Annotated in this window: 14 protein-coding genes; 11 read left to right on the top strand and 3 right to left on the bottom strand. The window is 29.9% G+C overall.

Annotated features, from left to right (window positions below):
* Positions 1 to 117: 117 nt before the first annotated feature.
* Positions 118 to 963, top strand: a complete 846-nt coding sequence (locus CUEA01_RS11980) for an alpha/beta hydrolase (RefSeq protein ID WP_234121839.1) — start codon at positions 118 to 120, stop codon at positions 961 to 963.
* Between the two features lie 320 nt (positions 964 to 1283).
* On the opposite strand, the gene gpmA is transcribed toward CUEA01_RS11980, so the two are convergent.
* Positions 1284 to 2030 (bottom strand): 2,3-diphosphoglycerate-dependent phosphoglycerate mutase, encoded by a 747-nt coding sequence (gpmA, locus tag CUEA01_RS11975; RefSeq protein ID WP_234121838.1) that lies wholly within the window; start codon positions 2028 to 2030, stop codon positions 1284 to 1286.
* Positions 2031 to 2140: 110 nt separating this feature from the next.
* Here gpmA and CUEA01_RS11970 point away from each other — a divergent pair, with 110 nt between their 5' ends.
* From CUEA01_RS11970 to hcp, 8 genes are all read left to right on the top strand, one after another.
* Complete coding sequence (locus CUEA01_RS11970; protein WP_234121837.1) at positions 2141 to 3433, top strand: MFS transporter; 1293 nt, start codon at positions 2141 to 2143, stop codon at positions 3431 to 3433.
* Between the two features lie 79 nt (positions 3434 to 3512).
* Entirely contained in the window at positions 3513 to 4931 is a 1419-nt protein-coding gene (locus CUEA01_RS11965) for a tetratricopeptide repeat protein (protein ID WP_234121836.1), read from the top strand.
* Positions 4932 to 5034: 103 nt separating this feature from the next.
* Positions 5035 to 5352, top strand: a complete 318-nt coding sequence (locus CUEA01_RS11960) for a LiaF transmembrane domain-containing protein (protein WP_234121835.1) — start codon at positions 5035 to 5037, stop codon at positions 5350 to 5352.
* Positions 5353 to 5480: 128 nt separating this feature from the next.
* Complete coding sequence (locus CUEA01_RS11955) at positions 5481 to 6032, top strand: sigma-70 family RNA polymerase sigma factor (RefSeq protein WP_234121834.1); 552 nt, start codon at positions 5481 to 5483, stop codon at positions 6030 to 6032.
* On the top strand, positions 6019 to 6318 hold the full coding sequence (locus CUEA01_RS11950; protein WP_234121833.1) for a hypothetical protein: 300 nt from the start codon (positions 6019 to 6021) through the stop codon (positions 6316 to 6318). Before CUEA01_RS11955 ends, CUEA01_RS11950 begins: the two co-directional genes overlap by 14 nt.
* Positions 6315 to 6692, top strand: coding sequence for a zinc ribbon domain-containing protein (locus CUEA01_RS11945; protein ID WP_234121832.1), 378 nt, complete (start codon positions 6315 to 6317; stop codon positions 6690 to 6692). The genes CUEA01_RS11950 and CUEA01_RS11945 overlap by 4 nt, the downstream gene beginning before the upstream one ends.
* Positions 6679 to 7119, top strand: coding sequence for a hypothetical protein (locus CUEA01_RS11940; protein ID WP_234121831.1), 441 nt, complete (start codon positions 6679 to 6681; stop codon positions 7117 to 7119). The genes CUEA01_RS11945 and CUEA01_RS11940 overlap by 14 nt, the downstream gene beginning before the upstream one ends.
* Before the next feature lie 102 nt (positions 7120 to 7221).
* A complete protein-coding gene (gene hcp / locus CUEA01_RS11935) occupies positions 7222 to 8814 on the top strand; it encodes a hydroxylamine reductase (protein ID WP_234121830.1) in 1593 nt (530 codons plus the stop codon).
* Positions 8815 to 8870: 56 nt separating this feature from the next.
* On the opposite strand, the gene CUEA01_RS11930 is transcribed toward hcp, so the two are convergent.
* On the bottom strand, positions 8871 to 9632 hold the full coding sequence (locus CUEA01_RS11930) for a PHP-associated domain-containing protein (protein WP_234121829.1): 762 nt from the start codon (positions 9630 to 9632) through the stop codon (positions 8871 to 8873).
* A gap of 355 nt (positions 9633 to 9987) precedes the next feature.
* Between CUEA01_RS11930 and galU the strand changes: the two genes are divergently transcribed.
* On the top strand, positions 9988 to 10890 hold the full coding sequence (galU, locus tag CUEA01_RS11925) for a UTP--glucose-1-phosphate uridylyltransferase GalU (protein WP_234121828.1): 903 nt from the start codon (positions 9988 to 9990) through the stop codon (positions 10888 to 10890).
* 226 nt (positions 10891 to 11116) lie between these two features.
* Here galU and yfcE read toward each other — a convergent pair whose 3' ends face one another.
* Positions 11117 to 11659, bottom strand: a complete 543-nt coding sequence (gene yfcE / locus CUEA01_RS11920) for a phosphodiesterase (RefSeq protein ID WP_234121827.1) — start codon at positions 11657 to 11659, stop codon at positions 11117 to 11119.
* An 876-nt stretch (positions 11660 to 12535) separates the two neighbouring features.
* Between yfcE and CUEA01_RS11915 the strand changes: the two genes are divergently transcribed.
* The gene (locus tag CUEA01_RS11915; RefSeq protein ID WP_234121826.1) at positions 12536 to 13972 is read left to right on the top strand and encodes a DEAD/DEAH box helicase; all 1437 of its coding nucleotides are present in this window, start codon (positions 12536 to 12538) and stop codon (positions 13970 to 13972) included.
* Positions 13973 to 14009 lie beyond the last annotated feature (37 nt).

Genomic DNA, 14009 nt, shown 5'->3' with positions numbered 1-14009 from the left:
TGTTTTTATGAAAGTCTATGTTTTTAAATAAGTGTTAAAATCAATACTTATTTAAAACATAGATTTATGATAAAATAAATGTGTAAAAGTTCAAGCCAAAAAGAAAGGATTTAATATATGGTACAAAATGAAGGCTACTTCAATTCTTTTGATGGAACAAGTATATTTTATAGAAAAGATATAACACCAAATATAAAAGAAATAGTACTTATAGTTCATGGAATTGCTGAACATTCTGGAAGGTATGAGTATGTTAAAGACAAGCTTCTAAAGGCTGGATATGGTGTGTACAGATTTGATCATAGAGGACATGGAAAATCTGGCGGGAAAAAAGGTTATGTAAGTTCATTTGACAATTTTCTGAAAGATGTTGATTGTATTGTGAATATGATAAAAAGAGAACATTCAGGATTTCCACTATATATTTTGGGACATAGCATGGGAGGGCTTATTACAGCGTGTTATGGAATAGAGTGCGGTGAGAAGATAAATGGGGAAATAATAATAGGTGCACCTACAGGATATATATCTTTAAAAACAAAGCTTCAGAGTATAAGTTTTCCTTATATTTTAAAAGGACAAGTTCCTAATTCCTTAAGCAAATTAATTTGTAGAGATCCTAAAGTTGTAGAGCAATATAAAAATGATGAATTTGTTTTAAAGGTTACAACAACTAAATTAAATTTAGAACTTGCAAGTAATAGTTCAAGGATAAGGAAGAATTTAAAAAAGTACAAATGTCCTTGCCTAATTTTGCATGGAAAGGATGATAAAATAGTTTCGTGTTTTAATTCTTCTAATTTTTATGAAAAAATATCATCTGAAGATAAAGAATTAAAAATTTATGACGGCTTGTATCATGAAATATTAAATGAAGTTTGTAGAGATGATATTTTAGAAGATATATGTGGATGGTTGGATAGAAAAGTAAATATGGAATATAGTGATAAAATAGTACTATAGAATGACATGAAAAGTATTTTATACACAAATTTAAATATTACGAATTAAATCAATTCACAATTCACGATGCACAATTCACAATGAAGGATGATTTTCTTCCGCTTTGCTACAGAAAATCTTAAATTTAATTTTTTTATTGCTTTCGCAATAGCACCATTTATGGTGCTAAGCGAAGCTTATAATATTTAAGTTTAAGATTTACCTGACGCAAGGAAGGCAAATCATCCTTCATTGTGCATTGTGAACTGTGAATTGTGAATTGATTAAATTAGTTTGCAATAATTTTAAGTTACGTATTAAATACTATTAGCACTACACCTTTATTTTGATATAACAGGAATATTTTTGGCGATATCATTTTCATTAAGTTCACCATTTGCACCTAGGTAGTAATGTCGAATTGGCTTTAAATCATCATTAAGTTCATATACAAGTGGAGTTCCAGTTGGTATATTTAAGTTTACAATACCATTGCTTGGGACTTTGTCTAAGTATCTAACAAGTGCCCTTATAGTATTACCATGAGCTGCTATAATAACTTTTTGATTAGCTTTCATTTTAGGAACTATAGTTTCAAACCAATACTTTAAAACCCTTTTTTCGGTATCATCGAGATTTTCGGTTAAGGGTAGTTCTTCCTTACTCAAAGAATGATACTTATATTCCCGTCCAGGATATCTCTCATCGCTTATTGTCAAAGCAGGTGGTCTTACATCAACAAATCTTCTCCATTTATAAACTTGTTCTTCACCGTATTTTTTTATTGTTTCATCTTTATTTAAACCCTGCAGGGCACCATAATGTCTCTCATTTAGCATCCATGATTTGTAAACAGGTATCCATAAAAGATCCATTTCATGAAGTATAATTTGTATAGTTCTTACGGCTCTTTTTAATACGGAAGTGTAACCTATATCAAAAGTATAGCCATTTTCATTGAGAATTTTTCCAGCTAATCTAGCTTCGATAAGGCCATCAACAGATAAATCTACATCCGTCCATCCAGTAAATCTATTTTCCTTATTCCACTCGCTTTGTCCATGTCGTACTAAAACAAGTTTTATCATTGCTTGAGCTCCTTTCGTGTGGGTAAACTATTTTTTACATAAGCTTAATATACCCATAATCTATTTAGAATATAATTAAACAAAGATTAATTATTGGAGTGAGGTATTTAATGGTTAAATATAATAAAACAGAAAAAAGTTGGATATTATATGATTGCGTTATTTCAACCTACAGTATGATAATTATAACAACTATACTTCCTATATATTTTAGAATGGTATTTAAAAATGCAGGAGGTTCCGCGGCAATGTCAACAGCGTATTGGGGATATTCAAATTCTGTAGGAAGACTTTTAGTTGCTCTTGCAGCACCAATACTTGGAACTATAGCTGATTATATGGGATATAAAATGAAATTCTTTAAAGTATTTTGTGTTATAGGAATAATTTTTACTGCGCTTCTTTCCGTAGTTCCAAATTCAGCGTGGCTGCCACTTGTTATAGTGTTTATAATAAGTACAATTGGAAATGCTGGAAGTAACATTTTTTATGATGCATTTTTAGTTGATGTAACATCCAAAAAGAAAATGGATATGCTTTCGGCTATTGGATATTCAGCAGGATATTTAGGAAATATATTAGCATTCACAATATGTATGGCTATAGTTATAATGGCCCAAATGCATATAATTCCAATATCTATTATGACGGCTTGTAAGCTTACATTTGTAATAACAGCAATATGGTGCGCAATATTTTCTATACCTATAATAAAAAATGTTAAACAAGTTTATGGGATAAAGAAAGAGGCTAAAGTTGTAGCAAGCAGTGTTAAAAGATTAGTATCAACCTTTAAGAACATAAAGGAACATAAAAATTTAATGATATTTTTAGTAGCATATTTCTTTTTTATTGATGGGGTAAATACTATTATAACAATGGCCACTTCTTTTGGTTCCGATCTTGGAATAAATTCAACAACCTTGCTAGTTGTACTTTTGTTTACTCAGTTTGTAGCTTTTCCAAGTGCAATAATATTTGGCAAGCTGTCAGAAAAATTCAAAGGTAAAACAATGCTTTATGTTGGAATAATAGTGTATTCAATAATTTGTGTGTATGCAAATTTTATTCATAATATTATAGGGTTTTGGGTATTGGCAATGCTTGTAGGAACATCACAAGGAGGAATACAAGCCTTGAGTAGATCGTATTTTGGAAAACTTGTACCTAAGGAAAAAAATAATGAGTTCTTTGGATTTTTTAACATATTCGGAAGATTTGCTTCGATTTTAGGACCATTAATAGTTGGCGTAGTTACTCAACTAACGGGAAAATCCACTAATGGAATATTTAGTATTTTAATTTTATTTGTTGTTGGCGGGGTAATATTAACTAAAGTTAAGGATGCTACAGTTTCTGATGGTGAAGAAATTCCCACAAATAAAATTACAGTTGCAGAATAAAATTATAATATTTTCAGATGAAATTGAATATAATATATTGTTGATTTTGGGAATCACAGTATGCTAGTGAGGGGATTTCATGGAAAATGAAAATATTATTGATGTTGCAGAAGGAAATGTATTTGAAGAATTTTCTGATGATAAAGTTATACTCGTTGGAAGTAATTTATCGGCGAAAAATGAATTGATTAAAGATTTGGAGCTTATAGTAAGAACGGTTAATGGCAACAAAAATATAAGTATAAATGTTTCGTACAGTGGATATAATTTTAAATTGTTTTTGGGGGATTTTAATGGCGACGGAAAAGATGAGATAATGCTTCGGGGAACTTTAGGGGGAAGCGGAGAGTTTCAAATAGCAGTTATATACGGTTATTTTGATGGAAGGTTAGCCGAAATATTTAATCAGGATATGTTTATTTCAAAATATAAGCTTAATGTAAAATATTTAAATAGTTACAAAGTTGAAATAAAAGCAGAAGAGCTGAAAGAAAAATTTATTATGGATATCTCTAATAAAACTTTAGATATGGTGTACGATAGTAATGGAAATGTTAAAGAGGAAGCTAAACCTTATATAGCTAAGATTAGTGGAGCATATCCAATAGATTCTTTACATAAGGAAACTTATAAGATTTTCGTTCAGCAAAAAATAATGGGTTCGGTAAACGCAGATGTCTTGGGTATTGTTGAGAGTCTTCTAGATTTAACAGATAATAAAATTAATATTATTAAAATGGGCGTATTAAATTTGGGACAAAAAGAAGAGGTTGAAGAAAAACTTTCTTCGGATGAGATATTGAGAAAATTGCCAAGTGGTGCTGAACTTATATCCTTAGATAGATTTGGTGGGAAGTATAAAGTAATTAGTGTTGATTTGGATGCCGATGGGAAAAAAGAAATTTTAGCTGCATACACATTAGATAGTGTCCCATATGTTGCGGTGTTTGAAGATAATGTTTTGGCTGATTGCTTTGAAGGAGAAGGTTATAGCTTAGAAGACATGAAAATCATTCCAATGAAGGATGCTAAAATTATTTTAGTTGGCTTTAAAATTGAGAAAAAATCAAATAAATTAGAAATACTGAAATTTGAAGATGGAAAGTTAAAAAAGACCTTTAAAAATGAATTTCCAATATATGCAGAAGCATATGTAGAAGATATAAGAAAAGATGGTAATATAGAGTTGATACTTTGGTTTCATGATACTGGAGAAGCCTATACCGTTAGTATTTATAATGTTGAGGGTGATGAATTCAAAGCTACAAATGAGTATGATTCGGTATATTTTAAGAAGGTAGTAGCTTATTATAAAGAGTTGTTGAAAAATAATAAAAAGTCGTCTACTTATTTATATTATTTAGCTTTAGCCTTAGAAAAGACGAGAGATTATGAAGAAGCAATAAATTCAATAGAGAAAGCTCTAGAAACAGAGTATCCATATCCATCGGTTAAGGAATTAAATAAAATTAGAAATAGATTAAGGAATTTTTATTAAAACTTATGACTTAAGTCATATGCAAGAGGTTACAAAACTCACTTAAAAGCATCATTCTTCGATTGTATAATAATATCATAAAATACATTGAGGAGTGATTGAAATGAAATCAAGATTATTTTTGGGAATTATATTTATTGTATGTGGAATGGCAGCATTTTGTAATCAATTAGGAATTTTAAATGTTAGTAATATAAGTTCAGTTTGTTGGCCTTTAATATTGATAGTTATAGGGGCTGAGCGTTTATATAAGATTAAAAGATTTAATATTGGTGCTTCAATTATGCTTTTGTTCGGAATATTATTTGAATTGCAAGCACTTCATATTTGTTCACAAAATATATATGACTTTGTTGCACCTTGTGTTATTATAATTGTTGGTATATTTATGATATTGCGAAGAGAAAAAGCAATTAGGTAGTGAAAAATGAGTGTATCACAGGAGGTTAAATAAATCCTGTGGTACACTTATTTTTTGATATTATGAAAATAAATGAACTTTTTTTAATTTGAATTGTCTTATATATAAAAAGAAATGGAGGGATGTTTTTGGAAGAAAGTGAACTTATAAAAGAAGCTCAAAATGGCAGCAGAAATGCAATGAATATACTATTTCAACAAAACTATAAAACCCTCTATGGATTTTTAATTAAGTTAACAGGGAATTTGAATTTTTCTGAGGATTTGGTTCAAGAAACTTTAATGAAAGCTATGATTCATATAAAAAGTTTTAGAGGAGAAAGTAAGTTTTCAAGTTGGCTTATTCAAATATCATTAAATCTTTATAGAAATGAAATTAAGAAAATAAAAAGATTTGAAACGAGCAATATTGAGGAAAAAAGCTTTTTAGAAAGCGAAGTAAATGTTGAAAATACAGTTTTTGATAAACTTCAAGTTGAAAAGGCACTTAAAGAACTTCAAGCTATGAGTTATGAGAAGAGAGTTACTTTTATTTTAAAACATTATTATGGGTATAGCATGGAAGAAATAAGTGGCATTATGAATTGTTCAGAAGGAACTGTAAAATCACGATTGCATAATACTATAAAAAGATTAAAGGACATTTGTAATAAAGAGAGGTGGGACTATGAAAAAAGATGAAAGTGTTTTTGATGACAATCTTCAAAAAATGGGCTTTATTAAAGAAATAGATACTTTAAAATTAATAGAAAAGGTTGAAAAAAGTAATAGAAGAAAACTATTGATATTACAAGATTGTGCGTATGCTTTTGTTGCATTTATTATAATTATGTTTGAAGTAATAGCTACAGTAAAATTAGGAGTAGCTGCAGTTATACTTTTAAACTTTTTAATTGTTTTACCAGCTCCAATTTTAATTTTACTTAAACCAATAAAAATATATGGAAAGGATAATGATGTAAGATGAGTTCAATTTATGGGTCGCTAATTGGCTTTGCAATTTTATTTATAATTTTGCTTTTATGGCTTGGACAATCACTTTGGATATATCTTGATGCAAGAAATAGAAATAATAGATTTGCAGTACTGTGGGGGATACTTGGTTTATTTAATTGTCCTATTCCACTTATTGTATATTTAATTGTTACAAGAGGTAATGAAAAAAAATGTCCCAATTGTAAAAAAGCTATAGAAAAAAATATGGGCACATGTCCACACTGCGGATATAGATTAGGCAAGGAATGTAAAAAATGCGGAGCTTTTATGGAAGAAGAATGGGAATATTGCCCTAAGTGTGCTGCAAAGTACGAAGGAGGAGATAACAGGGATGGATATATTTAAAAAACATAAAATTGTATGGATGATATTTATTGCTGTTGTAATTTTGTCAGCTGCGATTATTGCTATTGTAATAAACATTATTTCAAAAAATGGATTTATGTCTGATAGCTGTTTTACGACAATGTCTGTTGAAAATTCTACTTTTAATAGTTGGGATATGAAATATGCTTATCTAAATGGAACACAGCATAGAAATATAAAACTTAATTCTGGTGAGGAATTATCAGTAAACTATTCATCAAGGGTAAAAAAAGGGGCTCTCAAGATATTGCTACTAAGCCCTGAAAAGAAAAATGTAAAAAATCTGCTTGATGACAATAGTGGAAAATTTGAATATAAAGCTAGTGAATCAGGTACGTTTTATTTAAAAATTGTAGGCAATAAAACAGAAGGTCAATTTAATTTAGATTGGAAAATAAAAAAATAGCAAAAAAATAATAATTAATTTGTAACCTAGGTTACCGATTAAAATCTCATAACACAATATAATCTAACCATAGAAAATTAATTTACATGGAGGTTATAAATTATGAGTATGTTTTGTTATCAATGTCAAGAAGCAGCTGGCTGCAAGGGTTGTACTGTTAGAGGAGTATGTGGAAAAACTGAGGATTTAGCGAGAAAACAGGATTTATTAATATATACTTTAAAAGTTGTTTCGTTGTACAATTTAAAAGCAACAAGTTTAAATATAGTAAATAAAGAAATAGATAAATTTGTTATGGATAGTCTTTTTGCAACTATAACAAATGCAAATTTTGATGAAGATATATTTTCTACAAGAATATCAAAAGGACTTGAATTAAAGGAAGAATTAAAGAAACAAATTTCAGCAGCAGGGGAAAATGCAGATTTAGATGAAAAACCTAATGCTGTTGGGGTACTTTCAACTGAAAATGAGGATATAAGATCTTTAAGGGAACTTTTAACTTATGGAATTAAAGGTATGGCTGCTTATATGAAGCATGCAACTAACCTAAATTATGATGATGAAAATATACATGCATTTATGCAAAAAGCTTTAGCAGCAACTTTAGATGATACTTTAGGGGCAGATGAATTAGTAGCTTTAGCTTTAGAATGTGGTAAATATGGTGTGGATGCAATGGCACTTTTAGACAAAGCTAATACATCTACTTATGGAAATCCAGAAATAACAAAGGTCAATATAGGTGTTAGAAATAATCCTGGAATTTTAATAAGTGGACATGACTTAAAAGATATAGAAGAACTTTTAAAACAAACAGAAGGAACTGGAGTAGATGTATATACTCACAGTGAAATGTTAGCTGCAAATTACTATCCTGCATTTAAGAAATACAGTCACTTTGCTGGAAATTATGGGAATGCATGGTGGAAACAAAATGAAGAATTTGAAAGCTTCAATGGACCAATACTTATGACTACAAACTGTATTGTTCCTCCAAAAGCATCTTATGTAGATAGAATGTACACAACAGGAATAACAGGGTATCCAGGAGTAAAACACATTGAAGATGGAGAGCCAAAGGACTTCTCTGCAATAATTGAACATGCAAAGAAATGTCAATCACCAACTGAAATAGAAAAAGGTGAAATAATAGGAGGCTTTGCACACAATCAAGTTATAGCTTTAGCAGATAAAGTTGTGGAAGCAGTTAAAACTGGAGCTATTAAAAAGTTCTATGTAATGGCAGGTTGTGACGGAAGAGCAAAGAGTAGAAATTACTACACAGAATTTGCAGAAAAGCTTCCCAAGGATGCAGTTATACTAACAGCAGGTTGTGCTAAGTACAAATATAACAAGTTAAACCTTGGTGACATAGGTGGAATTCCAAGAGTACTTGACGCAGGACAATGTAACGATTCATATTCATTAGTTGTAATAGCACTTAAGTTAAAAGAAGTATTTGGACTTTCAGATATAAATGAACTCCCTATAGCATATAACATAGCATGGTATGAGCAAAAAGCTGTAATAGTATTACTTGCATTATTACATCTTGGAGTTAAAAACATTCACCTTGGACCAACACTTCCAGCATTTTTATCTCCAAATGTTGCTAAGGTTCTTGTAGACAACTTTGGTATTGGTGGAATAACTAATGTAGACGATGATATAAAAATGTTTGAAAATCTATAGAAATTTATTTGTACCAAAATGCCGTCTTTTAGGCATTTTGGTGCACATGAACTAGGTCAAATTTTATAAGTTTTTCCTTTAGCTACTCTTTCAAATTCGCCTTCCCAATTTCCGGTAATATCATGATAGTAGCTTTTATTTTTACCTTCTTTGATTAATTGTTTAATTAACAGTTCCTTTTTATTTACCTCATCATTATGTTTTCTAATTCTTTCTGAATCTGAACAAATTTTATAAGCACCTTTTTTTAGCATTTCGATTAGTTCTTTTTCGCTATTAGGTGTATTTATTAAATCATTATAATAAATTCCAACATTAGTGTAATGATGTGCATCTGAGTTACCAATTAAATTAGTATTAATTTTTGCGGCTAATTGTTTGATCTTTTGGTTATCGTCTATTCCTATATTAGTAGAATGTACTTCTATGGCATCGGGTACAAATTTTTCAAGATCTTCTTTTATAAAATCCTTAAATCGAAAAGGATGAGCGAATGCTATATATCCATTATTTTGTTTAACATAAGAATACAAATCTTCATAAACCCATTTTTTGTCTTGAAGTATTTTATCATGTAATCCAAGAACAAGAATATGTTCATGAGTATCCTGCATTTCAATTTCAATTCCACTATATATTTTAAATGGTTTATATTTATTATTAAGTTCTTTTATATGTTCTAATGGTGATAGAATATTATGATCTGTAAATATTAAGCCATCTAAACCAAATTTTATTGCTGCCATAATTTGTTCATCTTCACTTGATTTACTACAAGATGAACGCTCTTTATCGTGAACATGTAAATCTATTTTCATATAAGCACTTCCATTCTATAAAATTATCTTAATTACATCTAATTTTATAAACATTTTTTTTCTTATGTCAATATTTTTAGCAAGTTGAAAAGTTAAAATTGCTTATCTGGATATAGATAAATCAGTTCAACTATTAAAATTCATGTGCAACATAATGCCCAGAAGACGGCATTTTGGTACAAATAAATTTTAAGTTTCGCAGTGGTCTATCTTTAATTAACTCTTGCCATATTTTTGCCACAGTATTTTCATGACTTTTTAACATTTATAGTTTATTATATAATTAAGGATATGCCACTTGAACTTTAAGATGGTATATATGGAAAAGGATAAATGCAGAAGGGAAGTTTTATATATGAAAGTAAAAAAAGCTATTATTCCAGCAGCTGGTCTTGGAACTAGATTTTTACCAGCAACAAAAGCGCAGCCTAAAGAAATGCTTCCAATAGTTGATAAGCCAACTATACAATATATTATAGAAGAAGCCGTAGCATCTGGTATAGAAGAAATACTTATAATAACAGGAAGAAATAAAAGAGCCATAGAGGATCATTTTGATAAGTCTGTAGAACTAGAAAATGAGCTTGAAAGTAAGGGAAAAGAAGATCTTCTTAAGATAGCTAAAGATATATCTAATATGGCTGAAATTTATTACATTAGGCAAAAAGAGCCAAAGGGACTTGGACATGCTATTAGTTGTGCTAAGACTTTTGTTGGTAATGAGCCATTTGCAGTTATGCTTGGTGATGATGTAGTAGATTCAAAAACACCATGTTTAAAGCAGTTAATGGATTGCTATAACCAGTATAAAACAACTATAGTTGGTGTTCAAAAGGTAAAACATAATGATGTATGCAAATATGGCATTATAGATTCCATGCATATAGAGGATAATGTATATAAGGTAAAAGATTTAGTTGAAAAGCCTAAAGTTGAAGAAGCACCTTCAGATATAGCCATTTTAGGAAGATATATAATAACGCCAGCAATATTTAATATATTAGAAAATACTAAGCCAGGTAAGGGCGGAGAAATACAATTGACTGATGCTCTTAAAAGTTTAATGCAGCTTGAAGCTATGTATGCTTGTAGTTTTGAAGGCAGAAGGTATGATGTTGGAGATAAGCTTGGATTTTTAGAGGCCACTGTTGAGTTTGCTTTAAAGAGGGATGACCTTAAAAATGATTTTGTAAAATATTTAAAGAGCTTAGAGGAAAATAAAAAATTTAAGAATCTGTTTCTAGATAAGACAAAATAATTAGACCAGAGTACAAAGTACAGAGTACAGAGTACAATGAAGGATGGTTTTCTGTAGCAAAGCTACAGAAAATCTTAAAAATTATTTTTGATTGCGTAAGCAATCGCGGCATTAATGTTGTTATATATAAACCGTTTGAAGTTTCAAGCGGTTTATATATAACAACATTTAAGTTTAAGATTTACCTGACGTAAGGAAGGTAAATCAACCTTAACTGTACTCTGATTTAAATATGCAATTCCATAAAAGTATTTCCATCCAAATCTTTTATTTTAAAAATATCATCTTCTAAAACACCATATGAATTAGGATTATTTTCTTTTGGCATAGAAATGGAACCTGGGTTTATTATGTAGATGGTATCTTTTTTCTTAGCAACAGGAATATGTGTATGACCGTAAATTAGTACATCCCCATCCTTAAGTTTAGGTAAATTGTCTTCTCCGTATATATGTCCATGTGTTAAAAATAATCTTTTGTCCTTGTAAAGTATTGAGGAGTAGGTAGACATTATTGGAAAATCTAAGACCATCTCATCAACTTCACTGTCACAATTTCCTCTTACAGCAATTATCCTATCACTATATTTATTTAAAAGGTTAGTTACTTCTTTAGGATTATATCCTTCTGGAAGAGGATTTCTTGCACCATGATATAGTTCATCTCCAAGAATAACTATAAAATCGGCTGCTTCCTTTTCATAATTTTCTATGGCCTTTTTTAGATAATGGATTGAACCATGAATATCGGATATAAAAAATAATTTCATAAATTTACACTACCTTTCTTATTTTATGGTTAATACATCGAATACTTTTGATAGGTATTCATTGTTTTTAGAATCATGAAAGCTATAGGTACTTTTATTTATAGTAGCACGCCAAAAGCTATTTAGGTATATGCTGTGTTTACCATTTTCGCAACCTAAATCTAATATTTTTTTGCAGTTGTTTGCTATTAAAAGATCTTTCGTCTTTTGAATAAAAGGTGAAATAGATAAATCAATAAAGCCGTATTCATTTGTGAGGGCAAGTTCGTATTCTTTCCAGGTATCGTTAATTTTAAAATTTTCTTTTAAAATAATATCACTTCCATAATAATTTTTATAGATAAGTTAATTATAACTTATTGCCATGTTTTACTTCTAGCTTTAAAATTAAAAAAAGGTTATGTTTTAAATAAGTGTGAAAATCAACACTTATTTAAAACATAGCCAAACAAATAATAAATGTACCTAGTATTAATTTTTTTAAGATGCCTAAAGTGGCGGTATTCGTGGTATACTATGATAGATGAAATTATAAATACTGAAAATGTATACGGGGAAATTACAATTTGAATCAGAGTAGAGAGTAAAGAGTAGAGAGTAGAGTGATGGTTGATTTTTCTCCGTTAGCACTACGAAAAATCTGAAAACTTATTTTTTTATTGCTGCGCAATTGCGCTATTGATGGCGCTCAGCGAAGCTGAGAACATTTAAGTTTAAGATTTACCTGAGCAACGCGAAAGGTAAATCATCCTTCACTGTACTCTGTACTTTGTACTCTGCTCTAAAAATTGTAATTTGTCAGGATGAACTTGGTATTTGCTATTTCAATGTTTCAGGCAGTTTACATATATAAAATTAAAGGTTTGAGGTAAAAAAATGAGTGAATTAAATTTTAAAGATTTAGGATTAAGTACAGAAATTTTAGAGGCTATAGAGAAATTGGGATATAAAAAGCCTTCAGAGGTTCAGGAGAAGGTTATACCCTTGATTCTTAAAAATAAGGATGTTATGGCAAAATCGCAGACGGGAAGTGGAAAAACAGCTGCTTTTGCTATACCTATTTCAGAAAAACTAGAGCTTGAGGAAAGAAAGATTCAAGTATTAGTGCTTGCACCAACTAGGGAGCTTGCATATCAGATTAAAGAGGATTTTCATAATATAGGAAGATTTAAAAGATTAAGATGTGCTGCAATTTTTGGAAAGCAGCCAGTAAGTGTTCAATTAAATGAACTTAAGCAAAGGGTTCATGTTGTAGTTGGTACGCCTGGAAGAACTTTTGATCTTATAGAAAGAGGGGCTTTAGACGTTTCAAAAATAAAATATCTTGTTATAGATGAAGCTGATGAAATGCTTAATATGGGATTTATTGATCAAGTTAAGGATATAATAAAAAAGCTTCCAAAGAAGAAACTAACACTTTTATTTTCTGCAACTATGCCAGAGGAAATATTGGAGCTTAGCAGTACATATATGAAAGAACCTATTAATATAGAAATTCAAGCTAAAAGTTCAGTAGCGGAGAGGATAAAGCAAACTTATTATGAGTTAGAAAATGATAAGAAGTTCAATTTATTAGACAAATTAATATGTGTAGAAAAACCAGATTGTGCAATGATATTTTGCAGAACTAAAGAAAATGTAGAGAAACTAGCTTCACAAATGAGAGCTAAAGGATACTCTTGCAATGCACTTCATGGTGGAATGCTTCAGGCTGATAGAACTAGTATGATGAACAAATTTAAAAGGGGAGAATTTACTTTTCTTGTTGCTACGGATATAGCAGCTAGGGGAATTGATGTAGAGAATGTTACACATGTTATAAATTATGATATACCGATGGAAAAGGAAAGCTACATTCACAGGATGGGTAGAACTGGTCGTGCGGGCAGCGAAGGAAAGGCAATAACATTTGTAACTCCAAGAGAATATAGGTTTTTGCAGGAAATTGAAGAAAAGTTTAAGCTTGAAATTGTTAAAGGAGAAATTCCATCAGAAGAAGAGGTTAAGGCCGGAAGAGAACTATATAATAAAAAAGTTGTAAAGCCTAAGAAAAATAAAACTAAAGAGATAAATAAGGAGATAACAAAGATATATATTAGTGCTGGAAAAAAGAAAAAAATAAGACCAGGAGATATAGCTGGAACTATTTCAAGTATAGAAGGTGTAAACCCAGAGGATGTCGGAATAATCGATATACAAGATAATTTTTCATATGTTGAAGTACTTGGTGGGAAGGGAAATATTGTATTAGAAGCGCTTAAAAATAAAACAATAAAAGGAAAAACTATAAGAGCTGAAAAAGCACAGAAATAAAAATTGTGAATATATTGAGTAGTGGAAGAATTTTAAT

It is taken from the genome of Clostridium hydrogenum, assembly GCF_021432385.1.
GTDB lineage: Bacteria > Bacillota > Clostridia > Clostridiales > Clostridiaceae > Clostridium_S > Clostridium_S hydrogenum.
Note: the sequence above shows the minus strand (reverse complement) of the source record. Positions and strands in the feature narration are given on the sequence as shown.